Source organism: Microcoleus sp. B4-C1, assembly GCF_036705285.1.
In the GTDB taxonomy this organism is placed as follows: Bacteria; Cyanobacteriota; Cyanobacteriia; order Cyanobacteriales; family Microcoleaceae; genus Microcoleus.
In genome coordinates this window covers 26,907-53,185 of record NZ_JAUBUC010000034.1, presented here as the reverse complement: position 1 = coordinate 53,185, position 26,279 = coordinate 26,907, and the positions used below count along the sequence as shown (strand labels likewise).

The 26,279-nt window shown below is 45.3% G+C and carries 27 protein-coding genes and 1 pseudogene; 11 read left to right on the top strand and 17 right to left on the bottom strand.

From position 1 onward, the window contains the following. Positions 1-265 precede the first annotated feature (265 nt). Positions 266-736 carry a hypothetical protein gene (locus tag QUB26_RS15575; protein WP_333242135.1) on the bottom strand — a complete coding sequence of 157 codons (471 nt, stop codon included), beginning with the start codon at positions 734-736 and terminating at the stop codon, positions 266-268. Positions 737-1,042: 306 nt separating this feature from the next. On the opposite strand from QUB26_RS15575, the gene QUB26_RS15570 reads away from it, so the two are divergent. From QUB26_RS15570 to rpsU, 4 genes are all read left to right on the top strand, one after another. Further along, the gene (locus QUB26_RS15570) at positions 1,043-1,261 is read left to right on the top strand and encodes a helix-turn-helix transcriptional regulator (RefSeq protein ID WP_333055754.1); all 219 of its coding nucleotides are present in this window, start codon (positions 1,043-1,045) and stop codon (positions 1,259-1,261) included. Between the two features lie 211 nt (positions 1,262-1,472). Beyond that, a complete protein-coding gene (locus QUB26_RS15565) occupies positions 1,473-1,655 on the top strand; it encodes a hypothetical protein (protein ID WP_333318722.1) in 183 nt (60 codons plus the stop codon). A 66-nt stretch (positions 1,656-1,721) separates the two neighbouring features. Next, a protein-coding gene (gene prfB, locus QUB26_RS15560) for a peptide chain release factor 2 (protein WP_333318719.1) occupies positions 1,722-2,838 on the top strand; the annotation gives its coding sequence in 2 pieces (ribosomal slippage) (positions 1,722-1,793 and positions 1,795-2,838; 1,116 coding nt in all). A 254-nt stretch (positions 2,839-3,092) separates the two neighbouring features. Continuing rightward, a complete protein-coding gene (gene rpsU, locus QUB26_RS15555; RefSeq protein WP_006632476.1) occupies positions 3,093-3,287 on the top strand; it encodes a 30S ribosomal protein S21 in 195 nt (64 codons plus the stop codon). Positions 3,288-3,298: 11 nt separating this feature from the next. Here rpsU and QUB26_RS15550 read toward each other — a convergent pair whose 3' ends face one another. From QUB26_RS15550 to fbp, 13 genes are all read right to left on the bottom strand, one after another. Further along, positions 3,299-4,762 carry an AtzE family amidohydrolase gene (locus QUB26_RS15550; RefSeq protein WP_333318717.1) on the bottom strand — a complete coding sequence of 488 codons (1,464 nt, stop codon included), beginning with the start codon at positions 4,760-4,762 and terminating at the stop codon, positions 3,299-3,301. Between the two features lie 24 nt (positions 4,763-4,786). Continuing rightward, positions 4,787-4,963: a DUF4089 domain-containing protein gene (locus QUB26_RS15545; RefSeq protein WP_333318715.1), complete on the bottom strand. Its 177-nt coding sequence runs from the start codon at positions 4,961-4,963 to the stop codon at positions 4,787-4,789. Positions 4,964-5,082: 119 nt separating this feature from the next. Beyond that, positions 5,083-5,574 carry a KGK domain-containing protein gene (locus QUB26_RS15540; protein ID WP_333318713.1) on the bottom strand — a complete coding sequence of 164 codons (492 nt, stop codon included), beginning with the start codon at positions 5,572-5,574 and terminating at the stop codon, positions 5,083-5,085. Positions 5,575-5,742: 168 nt separating this feature from the next. Continuing rightward, positions 5,743-6,195: a hypothetical protein gene (locus QUB26_RS15535; protein ID WP_333318711.1), complete on the bottom strand. Its 453-nt coding sequence runs from the start codon at positions 6,193-6,195 to the stop codon at positions 5,743-5,745. 11 nt (positions 6,196-6,206) lie between these two features. After that, the gene (locus QUB26_RS15530) at positions 6,207-6,515 is read right to left on the bottom strand and encodes a hypothetical protein (RefSeq protein ID WP_333318709.1); all 309 of its coding nucleotides are present in this window, start codon (positions 6,513-6,515) and stop codon (positions 6,207-6,209) included. A 26-nt stretch (positions 6,516-6,541) separates the two neighbouring features. Further along, a complete protein-coding gene (locus QUB26_RS15525) occupies positions 6,542-6,826 on the bottom strand; it encodes an amidohydrolase family protein (protein WP_333318708.1) in 285 nt (94 codons plus the stop codon). Then, positions 6,811-7,731, bottom strand: a complete 921-nt coding sequence (locus tag QUB26_RS15520; RefSeq protein WP_333242114.1) for an FkbM family methyltransferase — start codon at positions 7,729-7,731, stop codon at positions 6,811-6,813. Before QUB26_RS15520 ends, QUB26_RS15525 begins: the two co-directional genes overlap by 16 nt. 93 nt (positions 7,732-7,824) lie before the next feature. Then, the gene (locus QUB26_RS15515) at positions 7,825-8,334 is read right to left on the bottom strand and encodes an ureidoglycolate lyase (protein ID WP_445299610.1); all 510 of its coding nucleotides are present in this window, start codon (positions 8,332-8,334) and stop codon (positions 7,825-7,827) included. A 92-nt stretch (positions 8,335-8,426) separates the two neighbouring features. Beyond that, positions 8,427-9,977, bottom strand: a complete 1,551-nt coding sequence (locus QUB26_RS15510; RefSeq protein WP_333318706.1) for a cobyrinate a,c-diamide synthase — start codon at positions 9,975-9,977, stop codon at positions 8,427-8,429. A 379-nt stretch (positions 9,978-10,356) separates the two neighbouring features. Further along, positions 10,357-11,721 (bottom strand): glucose-6-phosphate dehydrogenase assembly protein OpcA, encoded by a 1,365-nt coding sequence (gene opcA / locus QUB26_RS15505; protein ID WP_333318704.1) that lies wholly within the window; start codon positions 11,719-11,721, stop codon positions 10,357-10,359. A gap of 176 nt (positions 11,722-11,897) precedes the next feature. Beyond that, positions 11,898-13,427, bottom strand: coding sequence for a glucose-6-phosphate dehydrogenase (gene zwf, locus QUB26_RS15500; RefSeq protein ID WP_333318702.1), 1,530 nt, complete (start codon positions 13,425-13,427; stop codon positions 11,898-11,900). A 261-nt stretch (positions 13,428-13,688) separates the two neighbouring features. Further along, positions 13,689-14,843, bottom strand: a complete 1,155-nt coding sequence (gene tal, locus QUB26_RS15495) for a transaldolase (protein ID WP_333318700.1) — start codon at positions 14,841-14,843, stop codon at positions 13,689-13,691. Positions 14,844-15,087: 244 nt separating this feature from the next. After that, entirely contained in the window at positions 15,088-16,161 is a 1,074-nt protein-coding gene (gene fbp, locus QUB26_RS15490; RefSeq protein ID WP_333318698.1) for a class 1 fructose-bisphosphatase, read from the bottom strand. A 323-nt stretch (positions 16,162-16,484) separates the two neighbouring features. Between fbp and QUB26_RS15485 the strand changes: the two genes are divergently transcribed. From QUB26_RS15485 to QUB26_RS15475, 3 genes are all read left to right on the top strand, one after another. Further along, positions 16,485-16,619 (top strand): DUF4058 family protein, encoded by a 135-nt coding sequence (locus QUB26_RS15485; RefSeq protein WP_333242101.1) that lies wholly within the window; start codon positions 16,485-16,487, stop codon positions 16,617-16,619. 205 nt (positions 16,620-16,824) lie between these two features. Then, positions 16,825-19,350 carry an ankyrin repeat domain-containing protein gene (locus QUB26_RS15480; protein ID WP_333318696.1) on the top strand — a complete coding sequence of 842 codons (2,526 nt, stop codon included), beginning with the start codon at positions 16,825-16,827 and terminating at the stop codon, positions 19,348-19,350. Between the two features lie 29 nt (positions 19,351-19,379). Further along, the gene (locus QUB26_RS15475; RefSeq protein WP_333242096.1) at positions 19,380-20,735 is read left to right on the top strand and encodes a serine/threonine-protein kinase; all 1,356 of its coding nucleotides are present in this window, start codon (positions 19,380-19,382) and stop codon (positions 20,733-20,735) included. Here the strand turns inward: QUB26_RS15475 and QUB26_RS15470 are convergent. Then, positions 20,727-20,909: pseudogene (locus tag QUB26_RS15470) on the bottom strand (homoserine kinase); the annotation flags it as partial. The gene QUB26_RS15475 and the pseudogene QUB26_RS15470 sit on opposite strands and share 9 nt — an antisense overlap. Further along, positions 20,881-22,101, bottom strand: coding sequence for a phytochelatin synthase family protein (locus tag QUB26_RS15465; protein ID WP_333242092.1), 1,221 nt, complete (start codon positions 22,099-22,101; stop codon positions 20,881-20,883). The pseudogene QUB26_RS15470 and the gene QUB26_RS15465, both read right to left, overlap by 29 nt. Before the next feature lie 71 nt (positions 22,102-22,172). Here QUB26_RS15465 and QUB26_RS15460 point away from each other — a divergent pair, with 71 nt between their 5' ends. From QUB26_RS15460 to QUB26_RS15445, 4 genes are all read left to right on the top strand, one after another. Next, positions 22,173-22,400 (top strand): hypothetical protein, encoded by a 228-nt coding sequence (locus tag QUB26_RS15460; RefSeq protein WP_333242090.1) that lies wholly within the window; start codon positions 22,173-22,175, stop codon positions 22,398-22,400. 161 nt (positions 22,401-22,561) lie between these two features. After that, positions 22,562-22,759, top strand: a complete 198-nt coding sequence (locus tag QUB26_RS15455) for a hypothetical protein (protein ID WP_333242088.1) — start codon at positions 22,562-22,564, stop codon at positions 22,757-22,759. A gap of 547 nt (positions 22,760-23,306) precedes the next feature. Next, a complete protein-coding gene (gene exaC, locus QUB26_RS15450) occupies positions 23,307-24,827 on the top strand; it encodes an acetaldehyde dehydrogenase ExaC (RefSeq protein WP_333318694.1) in 1,521 nt (506 codons plus the stop codon). 167 nt (positions 24,828-24,994) lie between these two features. After that, the gene (locus tag QUB26_RS15445; RefSeq protein WP_333242084.1) at positions 24,995-25,339 is read left to right on the top strand and encodes a DUF779 domain-containing protein; all 345 of its coding nucleotides are present in this window, start codon (positions 24,995-24,997) and stop codon (positions 25,337-25,339) included. Positions 25,340-25,673: 334 nt separating this feature from the next. On the opposite strand, the gene QUB26_RS15440 is transcribed toward QUB26_RS15445, so the two are convergent. Then, positions 25,674-26,225 carry a DUF2854 domain-containing protein gene (locus QUB26_RS15440; RefSeq protein ID WP_333245842.1) on the bottom strand — a complete coding sequence of 184 codons (552 nt, stop codon included), beginning with the start codon at positions 26,223-26,225 and terminating at the stop codon, positions 25,674-25,676. Positions 26,226-26,279: the final 54 nt, after the last annotated feature.

Genomic DNA, 26,279 nt, shown 5'->3' with positions numbered 1-26,279 from the left:
CGGAACCTCTATCCCGTAGGGTGCGCCGAAGCGCACCTTACATTTACAGCATATTCGGTGGTTGATGAAGTACAGTAGCCACTATATTTATGTTGTGTGATTTTAATATGTAGGGTGCGGATCTGCGACCTTTTAAATAGAAATTGCAGATTGATGGGTGGCGACGCACCGATGCTTACTACAAGATAGTGTGTACTACATATACATGGAATATGCTGTATCTTGCTGGTGGCCAACAATTGCCGATTTATCCGCCCCGCCTGCTTTAAAACTTTTCCATCAATGTTTTTTCTTGAGCGTAAACATTTCGTAGTTGTTGCAGCGCTGAGGCAGAAATTACCGATTTAACTGTAGCTACTAATTTACCCCATTCAAGCAAGCTGTCAACTGAAACAGCCGCTTTGAAGTTGTACGTATAGAATTTAGTCCAAAATTCTGGTGCTTGTGTCCGTTTCCAGCGTTTGTACCAGGCGACAAAATCTTGAGCACAGGGCGGTTTTACTTCTAAGATTGGGGGGAAATCGGCGTAGCTGACAAATCGACTCAGGCCTTTGGCATGAACGTACACCACGTTGTGGCAGCAATCGATCCGGTATATCTGTTCCGGTGATATGTTGAACAGGAGTGCTACTGTTTCTTCGGTGACAAATCTCGATCGCGGATTGACGATCGACGATTTGTGAATAATTTTTGAGGCGCTGATAGTTGACGATCTTAACTGATTTTCTGATATCATTGTAGTTGCATCTGGTGGTGGTAGCTAAATCTATCTCTGCTAAGTGCGATCGACAGAAATTATCTGTCGGGATTAATTTTAACTGGCGATCGTCTTTAGTTTCGTTGACTCCGCCGCAAAACGGAGACAAGCCCCGACTTCTGCCATGAGAGGCGCAAAATTTTCGACCAACGTTCAAGCTCCCAGATTCATCTTTAGAGTCAATCTAAAATCTAAAATCTAAAATCTAAAATCTAAAATCGAATGACCGGGGGCGATCGCTTTTTGATATATTATACTAAATCCAAAATTTTGTAAATAGTGAATATGAGCAAAGGCTTAGTAAGGTTGCGGGTTCGAGAGTTGGCGGCCCAGAAGGGATGGACGCTCAAAGAGGTTGCGGAGCGATCGGGCGTGGGCTACAGTACGATTAGCAATTATGCCCGTTCTCAGGGTATGGCAATGGTTGACTTTGCAGCAGTTCACAAGCTGGCTCAAACTTTTGATGTGATGATTGAGGATTTCGTGGTAATCCTAGAAAAATAGTAGAAGGTTTTGCTTAAATTATAATGTGGTAGCGATCGACTTTTGATGCGATCATCGAAGTTTTGATGTAATGATTTCAGCAATTGTCGATCGCCCGCAACCAAACTCGATCGCCTATCATTAAAGTAACTCGCTTGCAGCAGCGCGTCAGGAGAACCAAACTGTTTGCTATTATGCAAAGACCAGGAGTTCAACAGCTTGCAGACATTCAGTGCGAAATCCTAAAAACAGTCCAGAACCAACAAATTCGGGAATATCAATTTCCCAGCGACAGTGCGAACTGCCGGCAAAGTTTTGGATGTCCGTACAGGAATCCAAACAACAGCAGTCGCCGAAGTGCACGGGCGGCAAACTTGACTCATTTATCAAAGCTGGTGTGCTGCTGAAAAATTGATTTGCACATTTAGAGCAAAATTTCAGCTAAACTCAAAAATACACCCCACAACTAGGAGAACTCACAGTGGAAGTTCTAGACATCAAACACAATATCGAAACATTGTCCGATCGACTGGGTACAACCCAGGACTATCTTTGACATCCCCGCACTCACAGCCAAAATTCAAGACTTAGAGCAAATCTGCGCCCAACCAGCATTTTGGGACGACCAAGATAGAGCTCAAGAAACCCTCCAAGAACTTAATGACTTCAAATCTCATTTAGACCAATATCGCGGCTGGCAAACGAGCTTGGAAGACGCTAGAGCTATTTTAGAACTGCTGGAGTTAGAAGCCGACGAGTCCCTGTTCCAAGAAGCCTCATCGAGTCTTTCTCAGTTAACCCGCGAACTCGACCAGTGGGAACTGCAACAATTACTATCGGGGCCCTACGATGAAGGCGGCGCCGTTTTGACAATTAACGCCGGGGCCGGCGGTACAGATGCTCAAGATTGGGCGGAAATGCTGCTGCGGATGTACACCCGCTGGGGGGAAAGTCAAGGTTACAAAGTACATTTAATGGAAATTTCCGAGGGAGAGGAAGCAGGTGTTAAATCGGCTTCTTTGGAAATTGTCGGCCGCTACGCTTACGGTTATATGCGATCGGAAAAAGGCACTCACCGCTTGGTCAGAATTTCGCCTTTTAATGCTAACGACAAGCGTCAAACCAGTTTTGCTGGCGTTGAAGTGATGCCAATTCTCGATCGATCCGTACAGTTGGACATCCCAGAAAAAGATTTGGAAGTCACTACTTCCCGCGCTGGCGGCAAGGGCGGGCAAAATGTTAACAAGGTAGAAACCGCAGTCCGCATCGTTCACATTCCTACCGGTTTGGCCGTCCGTTGCACTGAAGAACGCAGTCAGTTGCAAAATAAGGAAAAAGCTTTGGCATTACTCAAGGCTAGGCTGTTGGTGATTGCTAAGGAACAGCGGGCTTCGGAAATTGCCGAGATTCGCGGCGATATGGTGGAGGCGGCTTGGGGCCAGCAAATTCGCAATTATGTTTTTCACCCATACCAAATGGTCAAGGATTTGCGTACAGGGGTAGAAACAACTGCCATCCAAGATGTGATGAACGGCGAATTAGACCCGTTTATTCAAGCTTACCTGCGGCAGGAAAATCAGTTGGTCAGTAGTCAGTAGTCAGTTGACAGTTGACAGTTGACAGTTGACAGTTGACAGTTGTTAATGAGGACTTCAGTCCGCAAAAAAGAAGATCCCGTCCGAAAATTTGCTTAAAAGGACTTTTGCAAGAAGTCTAAGGACTGAAGTCCTCACTACGAACCAATTTTCTGGTATGATTTTGGGGTTTTGACCGATCGCCCGACCTTCAACAGGTCGCGCGGCCAAAAAGCTTGATATGATAAAACTTGATCTACCGAACAAAAGGAGAAATAATGACCCAAGTTGTAATAGGCGAAAATGAAGGGATTGAGTCAGCCCTACGACGGTTTAAGCGACAAGTTTCTAAAGCGGGCATTTTCCCCGACATGAGAAAGCACCGCCACTTTGAAACCCCGTTGGAAAAGCAGAAGCGCAAAGCTATTGCCAGAAGGACTAAGAGACGCTTCCACCGCAACAACAAACCCTAGAATTATTAGCACTAAATTGATTCGGCAGATATAATGCCTTGCGATTCTAGTACCGCAGCGACTCGGAGAATCACCGCTTCGCTGTAGGGAGCACCAATAATTTGTACCCCCAAGGGCAAAGCGCCGGGCCGCTGTACGGGCACGCAAAGAACGGGCAAGCCAATAAATGATAGGGGTTGGGTGAACAGTCCGAGATTGGGACGCACTAAGATTTCTTGTCTGGCTATTACCATTTTCTCGACGCCAATTTCAGGGGCTGCTATCGGGGTGGCGGGTGCGAGGATGATGTCTGTTTGTTGGAATATTTCGCGAATTCGAGATCGGTACCACTGTCTGAATCTCTGCGCTTGCAAGTACCAAGTCGCAGGGATCAGGGTTCCCGCTAAAAAACGATCGCGCGTGGCAGGATCGAAGTCTTGAGGGCGCGATCGCAAATTGTCTAAATGCAGGTTTCCCCCCTCGCAAGCGGTAATGATAAATGCCGCAGCCCTGGCGCGATCGGATTCCGGTATGCTGACAGTTGCAAGCCCCCCTATTTTTGGGGGGTTTGTTGTTTTTTGTGTGTCAATACCACAATTCAAGACATTTGTCAAGGCTTTAGCAACTATTTCTACAGCATCCATTGCTTCCGGTTCGGCCCCTGTGGCGAAATACCCGTCAGCAACAGCAATTCGCAATCCTTGGATACCTTGATTTAACTGCGGCGAACAAAGTTCTGGCGGGCGTTGAGTGCAAACTGGGTCACGAGAATCAGGGCCTTGCAGGATATCGTACAGCAGCGCCATATCTCTGATCGATCGCCCAAACGGCCCCACACAATCCAAACTACCCGAAAATAAATAAGCGCCAGCCCTTGACAAACGGCCGTAAGTAGGCTTAAACCCAAAGACACCGCACAAAGCAGCCGGTACGCGGATGGAACCGTTAGTATCAGAACCGAGAGTGACGGGTACAAAACCGGCGGCGACTGCTGCTGCTGAACCGCCACTGGAACCGCCGGCGATTCGCGTCGTATCGCGGGGATTGCGAGTCGGCCCGTAGTGGCTGTTTTCCGTGACGAAACCGTAGGCGTACTCATCCATGTTGAGAGTACCCACGAGCACAGCCCCGGCTTGTTTGAGTCGGGCGACCACCGCCGCGTCCTGGGTAGCGGTCGGATTGTCAGCGTTGATTTTTGACCCAGCTAGAGTAGTAATTCCGCCGACATCAAACAGGTTTTTAACAGCGAAGGGAACGCCTGCTAAAGGGCCTGGGTTTTGGTTATTTGCGATCGAATTATCTATATTTTCGGCTGCTGCGAGTGCGCTTGATGCAGTGATTGCAGTAAAGCAATTAAAAGCTTTATCCTTAACAGCAATCCGTTCCAAAGCAGCACTTACCGCCTCTGTAGCCGTAACCTTACCACATTTAACAGCCGCGGCCGTAGCAACCGCATCAGCCTTCTCTAAAAAACATCTGCGTTCATCTGCGTTCATCTGCCCTCATCTGCGGTTAAAAATCTAAGGTTCAAACACTGGCGCAGCTTCGATTGCTTGAGGTAAAGGGAATTCAGTAACGAGTCGGGCGATCGCAGCTATTCTCTCGAAGTTTAGCACAACACCGGGGCGGTGTTCCGGGTCTAAGGGTAAGTTTATCAGTTCGGCGGTGCGATCGACATATTCTTCTACATTTACCATGAGTCCCTCCCCAAAAACATCAGCGTACATCCGCGTACATCCGTCCCCATCTGCGGTTTAAAATTTAAGATTCAGATATAAGTGCGATCGATTATTGTATTGTAAGCGCGATCGGGCTGTCATTTATTATTGCTCAGTTTTTTGTATTCCTCAGATTGTCTGATATCATCTAAAGGTGATATAGGTTCATTTGGTATATCTGGACTGAATTCTATACATATATCAAGAACAGCTTTATTATACTTTTTATAGTCATCATTTTCGTAATATGAATTTACGACTTTTGCCTGCATTCTCAATTTTCCTTCCTGCCATCCTCCAGAACCCACTTTGAGAAGTTTACAATTTACTGCTTTTATACATTTCCATTGAATCTCACTACAGATAAAACCTCCTGAATCAAACGAGATAGTGCTTAATTCGGATTTAATATCAGTACGTTCTTCGTAAGAATCACCACGATAACTTGGTTTTTTTTGATAACTTATTAAAAATTTTTCCTGAAACTCTTTACTAATTAAATCCTTTAATTTACCAACTGTAAATGTATTATTCTTATCGAACAACAAAACATCATCATCGCGGTCTAGTGGTTGAAATTTATCATTCATAAAATTTGATTCTGTCATGTATCTTTAAATATCATCCCTGTAGAAGCAGGAGTTACAAATGTTCCCGTGGGAGGGTCCACCCTAGGAATACAACTATCTTAACCTTTTTTAGGTCTGCTTGTTTAGCAGATTTCATGAACTCAGCCCGGTTCGATGTTTGTTTCCAACTCAAACACTGACAGTTTCCCGCAACTTCTCAACGGCAACATCCAGCGGAGGCAAAGTAAAATCCTCAGCATCCATCAATTCCTTAACCTTCTCAAAAATCTCTACCTCCGCCTCTTCCTGGTCTGTCAGCTTATCATAAAAATAAGGGTCAGTAAACCACTGCTCAAAAGCAAACCTTAACACCCCATTCGGGTCAAGCATAAACTGCCAATACTTAGAAACTCGGTTATCAACTACTTCAAACAGCGGTGCCGGAGTCTGTATGGGATAATAACTGTAATTATCATCACAAATATAGTACCAAACTATTCCCTGCCACGATCGGATTGCATAAACAACATATTCCTTGCCAACAGTCAACGGCAATTCGACCTTTTTAGTATAACCTCGGGCCGGATCGATATAATTTTCCGGTAGAACTTCCCCAGTATTAGCAATACAGCGAACAATCATAACTCGTCTACCTATAAATTCTTAGGTGCTATTTTAGGATATTGTCGTTTAAACTTTAATTCAACTTGTTGCAAAATTTCCCCATTTTCAAACCAGTGCACTTGTACGGAAGCTCCATTAATTACAAAAGCTTGAATGCTGGTTATTTTGTACCAGTCTTCGGGATTACCTCCATAGATGGCAACAAGTCTGGAAACATCCCCTAGTATATCGCCAGGCCCGCCCTGAATTGCTCTACAATTACCAGCTTTAGCATCTTGCAGTAGCAGTTGCTCTGGTAAATTTCTCGGACTCTCATCGGGAATAGCACCTTGATTCACAATTTAACAGCTTAAAATATAGTTTGTCAAACAGGATAAAAACTAATTTTAGCCGGTGCAGTTTCCGCCAGCAACTTACCGCGCGAAATCACATACCGAACCGCAGCGCGCCTCCTAATTGCCTCATAACAATCCTCAGCATCCAACACAATCAAATTTGCAGGTTTACCCGCATCTATCCCATAATTATCATCTCCCAGATTGAGAGTTTTAGCACCGTTGACAGTCACCATATTAAAACAAAGGGAAATCAGCCTAGATTTCCCTGCACTTGCAATTCTTATTCTCTGCAATATCAGTGTGTCATCCACTGTTGCAGGCGAGAAAATAAAGGACTCTCAGAATACAGCCAAACCACATCATCAGTCATCTTTCCTCCTTGCGCTTTAGACAATTGTAACCGATGGCCCAAACCTTCCCGTTTCGCCTCCAAGTTAAAAGCTTCATAGCCAAAGTCACCCATCACAGAGCAAAGTTCTGCTACACTTGAACCAGCCCGTTCCAGATGACTTCCTACAACTTCTGTCAACACCGCAGGGCGAAGCTTTTGCAGCGTTTGGGAGAAACCTTTAATCACATTCACCTCAAACCCCTCCACATCAATTTTAATAAAAGTAGCACCAGGAAGATTATCTGGGAGCATTTCATCTCCGCGATACACAGGTACTTGATACTGATTAGAAATCAGACTTCGATCTTTTTCTGGGAGTTGAGCGAAAGTACCCAAACCAGTAACATCTGTAGGCACTGTCAGTGTCAGTTCATTTCGCTCGTTAGAAAGCCCACACTGGTGCAGAAAAACTTTCTGCAATTCATTGTCTGTTACCGCAGCTTTTAATGTTTGAAACGCCAGAGGATTTGGTTCAAAAGAGTGTACGCATCCCGTTGTTCCTGTATGATAAGCAGCCAAAAGAGTAATCATGCCCGTATTTGCCCCCGCATCAATAAAACTGTCCCCAGGCTGTACAGCATTTTGGATGAAAAGTTGCGTGGGCAAGTCATAATAACGACCTAAAAAATAGCTCATGCGATCGTTCCACTTGGAAAGATCCATCGCCATCCGATAACCGTGGAACTTGCCTCGAATCTCCCGTATAGGAGCATTTTTCCACAAATCATCCCGGTACACCCCTGTGAGTGTCATCAATTTTCCCCATCCAGGGAGTTCCCGGCGCGTATATGGTAAAATCAAAAGAGAATAGAGTGGATAATTCATAATTATTAGACCTCTCCCAAAACTATTAAACACGGTTAAGCAGGTATAATCAGCCTAGTTGATATCCTATCAAAATTCTACGATAAATTTTTCTTAAATCCAGACAATCTCAAATTCCTGATTGTGATTTTTCACAAAATCAAAGGTAAAATGGTCAACCACATTAGTATCGCTCAATTCCAGATTGTAAAAATCAACAAAATCCGCATCAAAATAAGGCCCAGCGTGCCAAGTCCCCACATCTAACTTAATAAAACAATTGCCCGGAATCCGAAAAGCAGCCATATCCTCTAAACTCGGTTTATAGCTATCCCCAGGAGGCGCAACCGCCATCAACCAATCCTTCCCATCCAAAGAACCCAAACACTGAGTACATTGAACGTGCCGCGTAATTTTGCGAAACTTGCGACCTTTATTGTGCAGCCGCATAATGTAAAATCTAGGAATACCATTTTGCAAATTTAACTGAGCATCCTCAGCATCGAAACACTTGCCATCAACAGCCGCAAAGATAACTTGACCGTAACTCCGAAAATTCTCCGGTGTCACCCATTGTGCCAACAATTGCTTAGTCGAAATTGATTCGCTCATAAATTCCAACATCCCCTCTCTGCTTTCCATCAAAAACATTCTAATACAGTAACTCCTGTCTCTTCTCTTCTATTCTCTGTGCCCTCTGTGTCCTCTGCGGTTAATTAAATAAAAAAATCTAGTTCACTTTCTCGATCGCCCAAAACACCCTTACAATCAAAATCAGCACTCTGCTGCAAAAAACGAGCCGGAATATCAGGCCGAGCACCCCAGTGTAAATGCAAATAAGAAGCGTGTACCCGACAAACTCCCCAACCTTCAGCAACCGCCTCAACTTCCCCCCGCTTCCCATACCTCCAACTGTGATAAACTGGATTACTCGGTTCAACAGTTAAATGCGATCGATGAAACTCATGTCCCCAAACCTCATCAAGAGCAGTTAACACCGAACTATCCCTCACCGCCACAGCTTCTCGGTATCCCAGCGTCAAACGCTTACCCATCGCAGCAGCAGTTTTCAACACTCCCACCCCTGGCCAAGAATTGCCATCGAAGTCTACAATAGAATCGCACAAATACATCAAACCGCCGCACTCCGCATAAGTCGGCATTCCCGAAAAAATCGCACTTCTTACCGCCTCCCGAATTAAAACATTACCGCTCAATTTTTGAGCAAACACTTCGGGAAAACCACCACCAAAATATAACCCTTGCACATTGTCAGGAAAAACCAAGTCATCAAGCGGACTCCAAAATACCAACTGGGCACCCAACTCTTCCAACAAATCAAGATTGTCCTGATAGTAAAAATTAAAAGCCCGATCGCGCGCAACTGCAATCCTCACTCCAAATTGTTTTCCCAAACTGTTGACAACATCATCTTTTTGAGTTATGATTCCCGAAGGGAGACTGTGCGTACCCGAAAGTTGCTCTGACCCCTCACCCCCCTCATTTCGAGTTGCAGCCAACAAAGGCAAAAGTTGCTCCCAGTCAAAACTAACAGCAGCCAAATCAGCCAGTTTATCGATCGCAGCATGAAGATTCGGCAACTCCTCAGCCGGAATCAGCCCCAAATGTCGATCGGGAATAGTAACAGCCTCATCCCTACGCAAAACGCCTAAAATTGGTAAATTGAGCGGTTTGAGAGCATCTTGAAGCAGTTCCAAATGTCGATCGCTCGCCACCCGATTCAGCACCAAACCAGCGAATTTAAGTTCAGGGTTAAAAGAACGGAAACCGTGGGCGATCGCAGCCACAGAACCAGACAGCCTGCTGCAATCTATCACAAACAATACCGGCAAATTCAGCAAATAAGCAACATGAGCCGTAGAAGCAAAGGAAAAATCATAATTGCCTTCTTCTTTTCGATAATTAATCCGTGTATCCCTGTCAAAATTCGTGTCGTGCCTTCCTGATTCCTGATTTTTTCGACTCACTCCATCAAAGAGTCCCATCACCCCTTCAACTAAGGCATAATCGACATCTTGAATGTGACGAGAAAAACACTTTTTTACATAAGATTCAGACGTTAATACCGGGTCTAAATTCCGACAGGGGCGGCCAGTAACAAAAGCATGAAACATGGGGTCAATGTAATCGGGGCCAACCTTAAAAGACTGAACATTCAAGCCACGGCGGATTAAATAAGCTAAAAGGGCGATCGTTACAGTAGTCTTTCCCGCACCGCTACGTTCACCAGCAATTACTAAACTCATAGTTATAGTTAGTTAAAATAAATAATAGATAAGATTGCCAAAGTCCTTCCCAATCATGAAATTATCTGCGTTTATCTGTGTTAATCTGCCTTGCATCTGCGGTTTCTGTATCAATCAAAGATTTATGCAATCTTTCCTCATAAAAATAGACGGTTGATAAAGTTATGAGTATTGCTCTCAAATTGCTCAAATAATAACAATTTAACGAACCGCGAAGAGCGCGCAGGAAGAAAAGAGAAGAATAAAAGTAGGGCAGACATTGCCTGCCCCACTGAATATTAACTCAATCCGTCTTGCTTATTCCTTTCTCCTTTCTCCTGATTCCATCCATCCGTTACATCCGTTACATCCGCTACACAATCCGTTGCCGAACTTCTTTTTACCGCTTAGCCAACTTCAGCATTTGAGCCGTCACTGCCAAACTTTCCTCGTAAAGCACATCTCGGCCCCAACTCTGCAAGTGCTGGCCCAGCAAGTGTTCCGTCACCTGATCGAACAGAGGACTCACCTGGTTAAACCGATCGGTTTGAGCGCCACCCTTCGTTTCCATCCGCATACAGCCACCCGCTTCCGAACACAGAACCGTACCGCAGTCAGCCTTTTCGTTTGTAGAATTCAAACGCACAGCAATCAAATCGCCCGCGACATCGCCCGTATCAGCAGTAGGAATAGCAGCCAACTCAGCTTCGACAACCCGTTCGTCGGGCCCGGCGAATTTAATTCGCTTGATTTGGTAATCGCCCTCTTCCTGTTTGAAAGCAACCGGACGCCACTGAAGCCGACTCGCCAGCCAACCCAAATACATCAGCGCTTGAGTAGAATTGTCTTGTTCGTAATCGATCGTCACCCGATCGATTTCCCGAATCGCAGCGCGACGTTCCGGGGCGTCAAAAGCCTCAGCAGCCAACTCCTGCCATGCGGCCAACCGGCGCCAATTCAGATCCGCGATCGGAATTCCCTCCTCGATCAGACTTTGCATCAACAGCAATTCAGCTTCACACTCAGCAAAGCTGCTAGAGTCAACAATCACAGAACTGCTAACTGCCGCCAGCCGCTGGAACAAACCTCGATCGGCATCAGGATTCGCTTTCCACCACAGCAGCGTCGGCAAATCAGCGATAGTCAACGCCGTCACGATGCCGCTCACCCGTTCCAAAGCAGCTTCCGTACCGCGCAGCGTAATGTACTCGCAGCAGATCAGATTGCCACTGGTGCGCTTGTGAACCGGACAATAAGCAGCCACTTGAGCCTGCACGCCCGTATCTTCCCCCGCCGTCGGGCACAGAGCAATAATCCGGCAGGGATTGGCAGCCACAATCGCATCAGCCACCCCCGAACCCCCGGAACCCAAGCCACTAGATCCCATCTCCTCACCACTGGAATTTTTGCGAGCCACTTCTTCCCGCAAAGTCGCCAGCAATTCAGCATTAGCTTTGCCAGTTCTCGGTAGCCCGTAAGCTTTTTGAGCCGCCCTGATGCTAGATGCCGTCATCGGCCCAGTAATACCGTCCACTGGCCCGTCGTAAAACCCCAGATCCGCCAATAACCGCTGAGTTTCTTCCGGTTCGTAGACTACAAAAGTAAAAGTTGTTGCCCTACTAGCGATCGGAAAATCGCCCTTCGACCCCGATTCTCTGTAACTTTCCCAAATTTGACTCAATTCGGCCTCTATTTGGTCGATCGACACATCTTTAGGACTTTGTAGCGAAACCAGAGGCGGAGCTTTCATCGGTGTCATCGTCATAAATCTTTTCTCCTTTGTTATTAGTCATTAGTCATTAGTCATTGGTTATTAGTCATTGGTTATTAGTCATTAGTCATTAGTTATTAGTTAGTAGTTATTAGTTAGTAGTTATTAGCTAATCACTAATACTAATGCTGACCAATAACTAATGACTAATAACTGCTGACTAATCACTCTTAAAGTCTGCGCCACTTGCGACCATCTCTGTTAATTAGCAGTTCTGCTTCCGCCGGTTCCCAAGTACCCGCTTCGTATTTAGGAACCAAATCTTGGTCGTTGGACGATTCCCAAGCCATCAGGGCCGGCGTTACCACCCGCCAAGCCTCTTCCACTTCATCAGAACGGGTAAACAAAGTTTGGTCGCCCAGCATACAATCAATTAACAGGCGATCGTAAGCATCCGAAGATGTCACCCCAAACGAAGAACCGTAACTGAAATCCATATCCACCGTCCGCGTCCGCAAATCCGGCCCCGGCATTTTCGCCTCAAACCTCAGCGAAATCCCCTCGTTCGGGTGTACCCGCATAGTCAAAACGTTAGGAGTAGTTTGTTGGGCCGCAGACTGAAAAATTAACAGCGGCACTTCGCGGAACTGAATCGCAATTTCGCTAACTTTTTTCGGCAACCGCTTGCCGGTTCGCAGGTAAAAAGGCACTCCCTGCCAGCGCCAGTTGTCAATCATAAACTTCATCGCCACAAAAGTCGGCGTTGTCGAGTTGGGAGCAACGCCCGGTTCTTCGTGATATCCTGGCACCTGTTTGCCCTTCATCCAACCCGCGGAATATTGACCCCGAATCGCTGAGAACTCCAAGTTATTCAAATCTGCCAAGCGAGTTGCTTGCAGAACTTTCATCTTTTCGGTGCGGATGCTGTCTGCGTCGAGCGAGTTCGGCGGTTCCATCGCCGTCAGACAGAAAATCTGCATCAAGTGGTTTTGCAGCATATCCCGCAACGCCCCAGAGGATTCGTAGTAACCAGCCCGGTCTTCTACGCCTACTGTTTCTGCAACTGTAATTTGTACGTGATCGACAAATTGCCGATTCCACAGCGGTTCAAAAATCGCGTTCGCAAACCGGAACACCATTAAATTCTGAACAGTTTCTTTACCCAAATAGTGGTCGATTCGGTAAACTTGCTGTTCTTGGCAAACCTGCTGCACGACTCGGTTGAGAGCTTTTGCCGAACTCAAATCGCGGCCGAAGGGTTTTTCAATTACCAAGCGGTGTTTTACTGGATCGACCAGCATTTGAGCCGCGCCCAGTTGTCTAATCGCTTCTGGGAAAAAGTTCGGGGAAACTGACAGATAAAATATGTGATTGCCGCGAGTTCTCCTGTCTTCGTCGAGTTCCGCTAAGAAAGCTTTGAGTTTTTGATAGCTTTCGGGGTTATCAATGTCGCCCGGACAGTAGTACAAACCTTTAGCGAAATCTTGCCAAAATTCTTCATTGCCAATGCCGCCGCCAAATTCTTCAATGCCTTCGCGCATTTGCTCTCGGAAGTAATCGTGACTCCAAGGGCGGCGGGCTACTCCCACGACGGTAGTTTCCGGTGGCAAGCGTCGATCGCGCTTCATCTGATAAATTGCAGGTACCAGTTTGCGCTGGGTGAGATCCCCAGAAGCTCCGAAGATGACCAGAATTTGTGGTTCCGGCACTCGTTCTTTTCGCAAACCTACGCGCAACGGATTTTCAAGTAGCGTTACCATTATTTATTTTCCTTGTTCTAGTGGTGTTAACCCTGCCAAGACACCATGATAGTTTGCGGTCATTTCTGCTAGTTGCTGGGTGAGAGAGTTAATCGGTTCTTAATACTGGTAGAGGAGGCAGATGATTTTGCTCTCTAGGAACTATGACACCCATTGATCTCAAAATTCCTAGAGAGGATTTAAAACTCAGCCTTTAAGAACCCAAATAATTATCTACTCCGATTCCCAAATGCTTCTGCCTTTCAGGATACAGATATCTGCCTAAGCGACGGGTGACAACTTCTGTACTTTCTCTTGCAAGGAATCCATCAGGGATTGGAACGGGGTGACGAATTTATCAATCCCGTCGAGGAGCAAGTCTGCCATCACTTTGTCCAAATTGATGTCGATGTCGGGATCTTTGAGACTTTCGATCAGGGTGTAAGCTTCTGCAACGTTGTTCTCAATCCGGGGTGCGACATCGCAGTGATCGAAACAAGCTTCCACGGTGTTCGGTGGCAAAGTGTTAACGGTGTCCGGGCCGATTAGTTCATCGACGTACATCACATCGCTGTAGTTGGGGTTTTTGGTGCTGGTGGAAGCCCACAGTAAGCGCTGCACTTTCGCTCCCTTGGCCGCTAAAGCTTGCCAGCGATCGCTCGCTACGATCTCTTTATACTTCTGGTAAGCTACTTTGGCATTGGCGATCGCAATTTTCCCCTTCACCGCTTCGAGTTTGGCTTTGGTGGAAATATCTGTGACATTTTTGAGTTTCTCATCAATCTTGCCATCGATATTGATGTCGATCCGGCTCAAGAAGAAACTGGCAACAGAAGCAATATTGCTAATATCCAAACCTTTAGCCGCCCGCGCTTCCAAACCGCGAATGTAAGCCCAGAAGGTTTCGACGTAGCTGTCAACCGAGAACAGTAAAGTCACGTTAACGTTAATGCCTTCGCTGATGACTCGTTCGACTGCGGGCAAACCTTCAGCGGTTCCCGGAATCTTAATCATCACGTTTTCTTTGCCAAGGGCTTTGTAATAGCGCAGGGCTTCGCTAATCGTGCTTTCTGTGTCGTTGGCGATCGTCGGTGGCACTTCAATGCTAATGTAGCCGTCCAAACCATTCGACTCTGCGTAAACCGGGGCGAAGATGTCGCAAGCGTTGCGGATATCTTCAAATACCAGAGATTCGTAAATCTCCATGACAGATTTACCCGCCCGGATGCCCGCTTCGATATCCGCGTCGTAAATCACATTACCCGCGATCGCTTTCTCAAAAATAGCCGGATTAGATGTAATCCCGCGCAGTCCCCGACTTTCAATCATCTGTTTGAGTTCGCCCGACTCGATCAGATCGCGAGTCAAATTGTCCATCCAGATACTCTGGCCAATTTCTTTGATTTCTAACAGGTGATTCGTTGGTGTTGCTGTCATTACTGTAACTCCTACAATTTGATAGCTGTTAATTGGGACTTGGAAATTGGAAATTGGAAATTGAAAATTGGTAATTGAAAATTGGCAATGGGGAATTGGTAATTGGGAATCGAAACTTATAAGTTAAAACCCTCTTCCTTCTTCCCTTTTCCTTCTTCCTTCTTCCTTCTTCCTTCTATCCTTTACATCCGTTACATCCGTTACATCCGTTACATCCGTTACATAATCCGTTGCCGAACTTCCTTCACTTTTGGACTGTTCTAGGATTGCGCGATCGATCTTGAATAAAAGACTCGACCATCGCTACATTTTCTTTACTCCCGACGATCAAGGGCGATCGCTCATGCAGTTTGGTCGGCACAACGTCTAAGATGTCTTGAATACCGGTACTGGCGCGCCCGCCGGCTTGCTCCATCAAAAACGCCAAAGGAGCCGATTCGTAGAGCAAACGCAATTTGCCATCGGGGTTTTTCACCGTTCCGGGGTACAAAAACACGCCTCCCTGGAACAAAATCCGGTGGAAATCTCCCACCAAAGCCCCACCGTACCGGGCGGTGTAGCCTTCACTGCGGTGTACATAGCGAATGTAATCTCTCAAAGATTCCTCCCACTGCCAGAAGTTGCCTTCATTAACGCTGTAAATCGGGCCGCGATCGGGAACCTTAATGTTTTCGTTAGCTAGAATGAACTCGCCCAGACTGGGGTCGAGGGTAAAGGAATGAACACCCTGACCGATCGAATAAACCAGCATGGTACTAGGGCCGTAGAGCACATAACCAGCGGCAATTTGTTTGTGTCCATGTTGCAGCAAGTCAGAAGCAGAGCCATCTGCATCGTCCCCCTCTTGCTTGCGGATGCTGAATATGGAGCCTACATTGAGATTGATGTCAAGATTGGAAGAACCGTCTATGGGGTCGTAGAGCAGACTGTAACGCCCGATCGGACAATTTTCGGGAATGTAGTAGGGTTTTTCCATTTCCTCCGAAGCCAAGCGGCAGACAAGTCCGCTTTGCTGGAATACCGAGATAAACACTTCATTAGCATAGATATCCATCTTTTTGACGGATTCTCCCTGCACGTTCGTAGCCCCTGTAAACCCCAAGGCATCTGCCATTAATCCGGCTCTGCTGAGTCGCCTAGCGATCAGCTTGGCCGCCAGCCCGATGCGATTCATCAGGGCGCTGAGATCCTGAGCATCTGCTGAAAAGCTTTGAAGTTGCTGGAGTACGTGACGAGATAGGGTTGTGCAATCGCGGTCTAAGGCTTGCACCTGATCGATCGGGCCCAGGCGGGCTTCCCCTGTCGGCGCGTTTACCATGATTTTGATGTCCTCCCTGTCTTGCGGCTCGCTAGTTGGGGATTTTCAGGTGCAAGGCGTTTGCCCCTGTATCGGCTTTTAGGTCGATCGTCCCCTAAGTTCTATCTTAGGGAGGGTTTTGCCAAAGGGCGTCGAACTTTAGGTGAATTTTAGATCCGCATCGAAAATTGAGGAGTTCGATCGACTCTTGAGTCGGGAATTGTATCCAAAATCACTACTTTTTTTGATTAACCGCAGAGGACGCAGAGGGCGCTGAGAGAAAAAGTGGCGATAAAGAAGCCTAGGAACGTTGGCTAGCATCTCAAAAAGACCGACAACTTCCTTTGCGCGAAGAAGATGTAGAACCTATTGTTAATTTGCCGGAATTGATTGCAGGCATTTACGATCGCGTCGGCTATGATTATCGGCTCGATTACGATCAATATCCCGTACGTAAATTTTCGCCAAAGGTGATATGACACTCCAAAATCCTGGGTAAGCTATCCATAGAAATACGGTAATTGAAATTTAAACAAATATACAGAGTCCGTCATTGGCTTTTCTATTGACTTGTTTGAAATATACTCAAACACTCAATTTACATTGCATAAATTTTTTAAAAGTTGGGGTTTAAAAACCCAAATATAAAATGTTTGTTGGTACTCATCAACCCAGGATAATGCTATGGATATTGTCGAACAAATTCCCCATAACTTAGTCAAACACTATCAAATTAAAAAGCTACTCGGAGAAGGCGGTAGTAGCACAACTTATGAAGCCGTTGACCTCAAAACCAATCAGCGACTCGCACTCAAAGCTTTGTCTTTACAGAAGATGAATGACTGGAAAGTCCTGGAACTCTTTGAACGAGAAGCCAATGTTTTATCAAAATTGAATCATCCGGGAATTCCGCGTTATTTGGATTATTTTTATGTCGATACTCCCGATAACCGTTGTTTTTATATAGTACAAGAACTGGCCCAAGGGCAATCTCTAGCCAGTTTAGTCGAAAATGGCTGGCACGCTAGCGAATCCGAAATTCAACGCATTGCAACACAAATTTTGGAGATTTTAGTTTATCTCCATTCACAGATACCACCTGTTATCCACCGGGATATTAAACCAGAAAATATTGTTTTTAAATCCCCCATTAATTCCCACAAACCAAAAGATTGGGAAGTTTGCTTAGTAGATTTTGGAGCAGTGCAAAACACTTATTACAATACTTTAATGCGAGGAAGTACCGTAGTTGGAACCTATGGTTATATGGCTCCAGAACAATTTCTCGGACAAGCCGTACCTGCAACAGATTTATATGGTTTAGGAGCGACATTGTTGTATTTACTAACCCACCGTTCCCCCGCCGAATTACCAACAAATATACTAGAGAAAGATTTTCGCTCTCAAATTCAGATTTCAGCAGCATTTGCCGATTGGTTAGAAGAAGCGATCGCGCCAGATTTAGAAAACCGCTTTCGATCGGCAAAAGAAGCGCTTGAATCTCTTCGTAATCCTCGAATAGTTAACGTTAAATCCAATCCGACGCAATGGAAAAAACGCCTCAAAATAGGAATTGCTGCTATTGCTACTGTTGCTGTTTTCAATCACTTTAAATATCCCATCCTCAACCGGATTGGATTTACACCCAATGCAGTTGTCGAGGCTGTCAGACAGGGAGATACTCAAACTGTTAGGCATTATCTGGATCTTGGCATTAATGCTAATAGCAGGGTAAATGATCAGAATTTACTACACTTTGCTGGCTCAAAAGAGGTGGCAGAATTGTTAATTGCCAAGGGTGCAGATGTCAACGCTAAGGATACATTTGGCGGTACCCCATTACACAGCGCTGCTTTGTCCGATCGCATAGAAGTGGCACAGACGCTAATTGCTAAAGGTGCAGATGTTAACGCCTGGGGAGAAACTCAATTTGAGCTGTGTAATTTTATATGTACAACTCCTCTGTTCTGGGCCCGATCGACTGAAATGGCCAAGTTGCTGATTGCTAAAGGTGCGGATGTCAATGCCAAAAACAAATATGGCATGACTCCTCTACATATGGCGCGATCGAAGGCGATCGCAAAGATACTACTCGCCGCAGGCGCAAAAATTAACATCAAAGAAGACAATGCCCAAAATGGCAAGAGTACAGCTTTATTACATAACGCAGCCCACATAGGTTTTAAGGAGTTGGTACAACAGCTAATTAAAGACGGTGCAAATGTGGCGATCCGCGATGACTATCGAAGAACTCCACTGCACTATGCAACCACAAAAGAAGTTGCTGCTTTGCTAATGTTGGATGTCAATGCTAGGGACAAATCTGGAAATACTCCGTTACACCTAGCTGTCGATCGAGGATCTCAAGATATCGCTGAACTGCTAATTGCTAATGGTGCAGGGGTTAACGTTAGAAATGAGAACGGTCAAACTCCATTGTATCGAGCGATCGCGATCGGACACAATGAGATTGCTGCACTGCTAATTAACAACGGTACAGATGTCAATAATATAGATGGATCTGGCACAACTCCACTGCACAAAGCCGCACATTATGGCACTGTAAAAATCTTAAAATTGCTGATTGCTAAAGGTGCAGAAATTAATATCCAGGATAATCAAAGAAAAACTCCACTGGATATCGCCGTAGACCTGAAACTTCAGGATACAGTGGCGCTGCTAATTAGTAAAAACCCAGATGTTAATAGTGAAGACAAAGAAGGCAGAACTTTACTGCATATCGCTGTCGATTTCAAACTTAAGGATGTAGCAAAACAACTCATTGCCAAAGGTGCATTCGTTAATGCCAAAAATAGCTTGCTTCAAACTCCCCTGCATCTTGCTGTTGCTCAAGGATCTCAAGATATCGCTGAACTGCTAATTGCTAATGGCGCAAGGGTTAACGCTAGAAATGAGAACGGTCAAACTCCATTGTATCAAGCGATCGCGATCGGACACAATGATATTGCTGCACTGCTAATTAAAAACGGTGCAGATGTTAATAATAGAGATATGTGTAACACAACTCCACTCCACAAAGCCGCACATTATGACACTGTAGAAATCTTCGAGTTACTGATTGCTAAAGGTGCAATAATTGACACTACAAACTGCTATGGCGACACGCCGCTCAAGATAGCAGAAACTAACTTGAACCCTGACCAAAAACCAACAGTTAAAATACTCAGGTCTCGCGGTGCAACCTATTAATTATCCACAATCAACCCAGGCAGAAAAATATGGAAACACTACAACGATCGGAAAAAATCCTTGCTGAAAGATATCGCATTCTAGGCAAATTAGGACAGGGTGGAGTTGGAATCACCTATGCTGCTGTAGATTTAAACAGCAATCAAAAAGTTGCACTCAAAGCTTTATCCCTGCGCCTGACAACTGAATGGAAGAAAGTCGAGTTATTTGAACGAGAAGCAAAAACTTTATCGGGATTGAATCATCCGGGAATTCCTCGCTACATTGACTACTTTCAAGTTGATACTTCCCAAGATCGTTGTTTTTATATCGCCCAACAACTCGCACCGGGAAAATCTCTCGCACAGTTGATAGAAAATGGCTGGAAACCAAATGAAGCGCAAGTTCGTCATATCGCCTATCAATTGCTAGAAATTCTAGCTTACCTCCAATCGCTGTTACCTGCTGCGATCCACCGAGATATTAAACCTCAAAATATTATTCTGCAAAAAAATGGGCTAGTCTTTTTAGTTGATTTTGGCGCAGTTCAAAATACTTATCATCATACCGTTACTGGAGGCAGTACCGTTGTCGGAACCTACGGTTACATGGCACCAGAACAATTCCGAGGAAAAGCTGTATTATCAACAGATTTGTATGGATTAGGCACAACGCTGCTTTTCTTGTTAACCCAGAAATTTCCATCCGATCTACCCAGACACAAGCTGAAGGTACAATTCCGCGAGATCGTCTCTATTTCTCCAGAGTTTGCCGACTGGTTAGAGAAGATAATTGAACCCGCAAGTGAAGATCGATTTCACTCAGCAAAAGATGCTTTATCAGCGTTGCGAGGGGAACAGCCAAGCGGGATTAATCCCGACAAAATGTTTAAGCGATCGCCCCAATCCCGAATTACTTTAATTGACACTAAACGGTGGTTATTAATCAAGATACACCCCGATCGTTCACCTAGCAAACTCAAGTGGTTTTTCCAGTTCATTCATCTGAGTTATAAATTTTTACTTCCATTCTCTTTGATTCTGGGATTTGTTCTATCTAGCTTGTCTTGTGAATACACTACAACCGACTGGCTACAGAGATTATCCGGGCGATTTTTCAATATATCAATCCTGGCTATAACAACATTTACCCTATTTTATGCTTTGATGTGCTTGTGTTGGATTGATTATTATCTATTCAGTAGACCAAGACCAATTCAAATCAGCCCTCAAGATATCCAGCGGGTAAAGTTGAGGGGAATTCATCTGCCATTGCTCAAAAAATCGATGACTTTTTGCGGGATTCGCGCCAAGTCGCGTAACTATTGTTTTGGCTTATTTTTGCCGCAAGCTGAGAAAGAATGGTTGGTAGGGGAATTGAAGGGTTTTTTAAGCAAACTAACTTAATTCAGTCGAAACTTGTGCTCCTTGAGTATCAAGCCCGATCGCCCTTACCTCAGCCTTTACCCCAAATTCCCCCCAAGCAGCCGCCATCGCTTTCTCACGATAAGGTTGGTGAATTTTATCTTGCAAGGCGCAGCGCAGCCAGTTTTCATTCCCAGTTTCCAAAGCCCGCACTAGGGATATTACACTGATGTCCCTTTGAATATAAAATATAAAACTCCTGGAGTGCGGACATTTGTTCTCTCAATCTAGATATCTCTATATCCAAGGGAGGGAGTAGTTTCTCAAGGTGGCGAACCTCACTAAACCACAGTCGTAAATCGGGTTTGAGAGTTGCATAGAGCGTTTCGGGACAGGAGAGTAATATTGCTGTTATTATCTCTGCTACGAATGGCTGTTGCGGCCAATTCCCTACAACAGACATTGCATCCGAGTCATCGCTTGACAAGCATTGGTCAACAATATCAAACAGTGAATTTAACTCAATAGCTGCCCGTAATTTCTCAAGTTTCTCTGCTGTCTCTGAGGAGGTATGCACCATAGTTGTGAATTCAACAGGCAAATGGTGCAGGATGGTACTGACAAATGAAGCAATTGAATCAGGTTGCTCTTTTCTCAGAATGTCTGGGAGTATTTCTGTAAAGTAAGGAGCAACACTACGCCACTGATGTAAATCACAAGCAACATGAAAGAAGGTTTCTGGCAACCTTTCACTCTTCTGCAATAAAATATAACCTCGACATTGATTAGTGACGGAATCGACAGGTTCAAATGCTTGCCATAACAAAGGCAAATAAACCCAGTGAGGTGGATATTTGAAACGGGCAACATCCAGCAGAAGAACTAGATCCCGCTGTGGATGATAGCCACCAATTGGTGAAAAGTGACCATCACCTGTTTGTCCCAATACCTTTCGGCTATAGGAAACAACTAGATGAATATCACCTGACGCCGTAGTCACCTCCTCAACTGCTTGCCGAAAGTTTTCCAAACTGCTTTGGTGGTAACGGTTAGGTTTTACAACAGCACCGTTGCAACGTGCTATACAGACAAACTCATCAAAGGTGATACCGTTTTCTTTAATGACTGAAAGAGGTAAACAACAGTCTAAAAATTCCTCTCCATACCATCTCCACACCCCTTTCCAAATGCGACCCGGATCGATGGATAAGGCATTAAGAACAACAACTAAACTACCCAATCCACAAAAAGCGGGTTCTGCTTGAGTGTGAAACTGTTCCGCTAGAGCAAAATACCCTTCCATACCTCCCCGTGCCAACGCTTCTCGAAATATTTGCTTTCCCTCTACGGAGGAAAAGGCAATAGCAGAATCGGGGAGTGAACGACGATAAAACCCTTGAGCAGACATTGAGTGTTTTAACCCTTATTGCTTATGGTGCTAATAAATATTATGCAATATTGTCACATTGAGAATGATGAATGCACTTATTTACTATTTTTTTCAATTTTAGCAATAAAACGCTGCGAAGGTTTGACTTTCTGGGTGCAAATTTAACAAACGTGACCATTGGCGAGGGACGGCTAGGAATCAAGCTGATGAAACAATTTGGCAATTTGCCACAGATTGAGCGTTATGCAGCTTGGATCAATCTCACATTTTGCACCATTCTCAATAACAGGCAAGATGCCTGTTCCACAAAGAGTTAATTTTCTTGTGGAACAGGCATCTTGCCTGTTCATAAAAAGCTTATTGAGAATGGTGCGACATCTCTGATAAATCAAACTTTTATGAATAGCCTTAATCACGCGATGTTTTATAAGAGTCGGCTCAAGAGTTGTAATAGTTGCAATAAATCAAATTTAAGCCGGTGATTTGGGTTGGCAATGATGTGGTCGATTTTCAGGGGAGTTATATTGAGGTTGCTGATAGCGATATGGGAATTAGCAAATATCTTCCCGATCCACTTTCTGCTCCCTGGTTGGCAGAACTAACCATCTCGTCAAAGATTCCTCTCAGCTATCGGATAATTGTAGAGCAGCACCAAGGATATCTGCGTCACAGTTAATTAATAGTGTTTACCGTTGGGTGGGGGCGGGTTTTTGAGATTGTTGGTTTTAGCATGAGATTGTTGGTGAACCCGCCCCTACAGTGACTGCAAAATAATTTAAAAATGTAAATTTTTGTATATAAACTGACCAAACTGATCGAAAATAGATGATAATTGAACAGTTAATTAATAGTATTAACCGTTGGTATGGCGGGTTTTTGAGATTGTTGGTTTTAGCCAGAGATTGTTAGTGAACCCGCGCCTACAGTGACTGAAAAATAATTTAAAAATGTAAAACCTCGTATATAAACTGACCGAAGAGAGCGAAAATAAACGATACTGGAACAGTTAATTAATAATAGTATTTACCGTTGGTATGGCGGGTTTTTGAGATGGTTTGTTTTAGCCAGAGATTGTTTGTGAACCCGCCCATACAGTGACTGCCAAATATTTAACAAATGTAAAATTTTGTATATGAAGTGACCGAAGTTGCGGAAAATAGACGATAGTTGATGCTCAAGAGATTTCAAGCGTCCGCGAAAACAAATTTTAATCAGGTAATAAAATGGTAGTAGCAGCACCTGTTCAATCCGGCAGTCAGTCGATTTTTCAAACTCGCTACGACAACTTTATCGGCGGCAAGTGGGTGCCACCGGTGAAAGGGAAATACTCGGAAAACCTGTCTCCAATTACAGGCAAATCAATTTGTCAAATCCCCCGATCGACCGCCGAAGATGTAGAATTGGCACTGGATGCCGCCCACGCAGCGAAAGACAAGTGGGGTAAGACTTCCCCAGCCGATAGGGCGCGGGTTCTGCACAAAATAGCCGATCGCATCGAAGAAAACCTCGATCGCCTCGCCATCGCCGAAACCTGGGACAACGGCAAACCAATTCGCGAAACCCGCCTCGCAGACATACCGCTGGCGATCGACCATTTCCGCTACTTCGCAAGCTGCATCCGAGCTCAAGAAGGGTCGATCGGCGAACTCGACGGAACAACAGTCGCCTACCACTTCCACGAACCCCTAGGCGTCATCGGACAAATCATCCCCTGGAACTTCCCGATATTAATGGCCGCGTGGAAACTCGCCCCAGCCCTCGCCGCCGGAAACTGCGTCGTGCTCAAACCAGCAGGCCCCACCCCCGCCTCCATCTTGGTACTGATGGAAATCATCGCCGACTTAGTACCAGACGGCGCAATCAACGTCATTAACGGGCCAGGCGCCGAAATCGGCAAAACCCTCGCCACCAGTCCCCGGATCGCCAAAGTCGCCTTCACCGGCGAAACCACCACCGGCAGGCTAATCATGCAATACGCCTCCCAAAACGTCATCCCCGTCACCCTAGAATTAGGCGGCAAATCCCCCAACATTTTCTTTGAAGATATCTGCGCCCAAGACGATGAATTCCTCGACAAAGCAGTCGAAGGATTAGTGATGTTTGCGTTTAATCAAGGAGAAGTGTGCACCTGTCCCTCCCGCGCCTTAATTCAGGAGTCAATCTACGATCGATTTATGGAAAGGGCGATCGATCGCATCCGCCAAATCAAACAAGACAACCCCTTAGATCCGACAACCGCCCTCGGTGCCCAAGTCTCCATCAACCAGATGGAAAAAATCGCCGAATACGTCAAAATCGGTCACGCCGAAGGCGCAGAATGCCTGATTGGTGGCGAAAGAAACATCTTACCCGGCGACTTGCAAGATGGGTATTATTTCCAGCCAACAGTCTTCAAAGGAAACAACAAAATGCGAATTTTCCAAGAAGAAATCTTCGGCCCAGTATTAGCAGTCACCACCTTCAAAGACGAAGCCGAAGCATTAGAAATTGCCAACGATACCCTCTACGGTTTAGGTGCCGGAGTTTGGACTCGCGACATCAACACCGCCTACCGCATGGGCCGCGCCGTTCAAGCAGGCCGCGTGTGGACAAACTGCTATCACCTATATCCAGCCCACGCAGCATTCGGCGGCTACAAATCATCCGGTATCGGCCGCGAAAATCACAAAATGATGTTAGATCACTACCAGCAAACCAAGAATTTGTTAGTCAGCTACAGCCCGAAAGCATTAGGTTTCTTCTAAGATTTTAGTCATTGGGAAGAAAGAAAGAAGAAAGACAAACTTCAATGATTCGCGAACTCCTTCTTTCTCTCTTTCCTCTCCTTCTCTGCGCCCTCTGCGCCCTCTGCGGTTTATAAAAAAAAATCTCATTCAAAAACGAAATAAAATTGCTACACAAAGAGACTGCAATGGAAACTGCCAAAGTCACCGCAACAGAAGCCGCTTTAAAATTAATCAACCATCTCAAAACTCAACACGGAGAATTGATGTTTCACCAATCCGGTGGCTGCTGCGACGGTAGTTCCCCCATGTGCTATCCCGATGGCGAATTGATCATCGGTGATGGTGACGTATTGCTGGGCGAAATAGGGGGTTGTCCGTTTTATATTGCAGCCCAGCAATACAAATATTGGCAGCACACGCAGTTAATTATAGACGTGGCATCGGGGCCAGGAGGCAGCGATTTTTCCCTAGAAGGGCCGGAGGGAGAGCGTTTTATTACTCGTTCTCGCTTGTTTGTTAAGGCTGATTAACTCTGTTTATCCTTAACTTGCCTGCAGTTTCTCTAAAAACATTAATTTGCTTAAGTCTGAAACCCGGTTTCTTTCAGGGGAGCGAAAAAACCTATTTTTATTTAAGTTTTGATATACAGCAATTTGGTCGCAAATTGCTGTAAGATTGCCGATAACTTCTCAACTACTATTTTAATTAAAGAAAATCCAATTGGGGCGATCGCTCAATTGCGGATAGAGCTTTTGTTGATAGCGACAGGTTTCACGCTGCCGCTAAAATCAGTATCTGAGCCGATGCAGGATTAATTATTAATTGGTGGCTGCAAAATTGCTGCACTCAAAACTTTAGAATACTTTAAGCTTGAGTATTTTTAATTAGAGCCAATTCAATTTTGTCACCAGCCTTTTGAGTCACTTGTGCGCGCAAACCTGGTCCAAAAAAAGTAGCTATTTTGTCTTGCTTTTCTTCCCATAAGTCGATCGGCAGTAGTGGCGAATAAAACTCTAAAATTAACCCATAAGCACCATCAACATCAACTTCCCGCAACCCTTGCAGGAGGGGCCGTTCCTCGTCTGTCGGGGCTAAGCCCAAGCGCTCCAAAGCATCATCTAAGTGCGCGGGTTGGCCGTAGCGAAATCGGGTGATATCTTTGCGGACTTGGTTTTGAGTATCTGTGGCCTGACTTTCTCGCAGGAGAAGAACTTCGGGAGATGTCGGTTCGGTGAACTCCACCGGTTCGAGTTCGGCCGCTTTCAGGGCCAAACCTCCCAGCAACAGCGGAATTCCATAAAAAAAACCGGCTAGGTTCAGGGTAGGTCTGTCTGTGAAGTAGGCTCCGAACCCGACTGCTGCTATAATACCGCCCACAACTAAGGCTAGGTTTGCTAAAGAAATTTTACGTAACATATTAGTGAGGTAAGTAGTCGGACAGAAAAAATATACTTTAATTATTATCTGTCA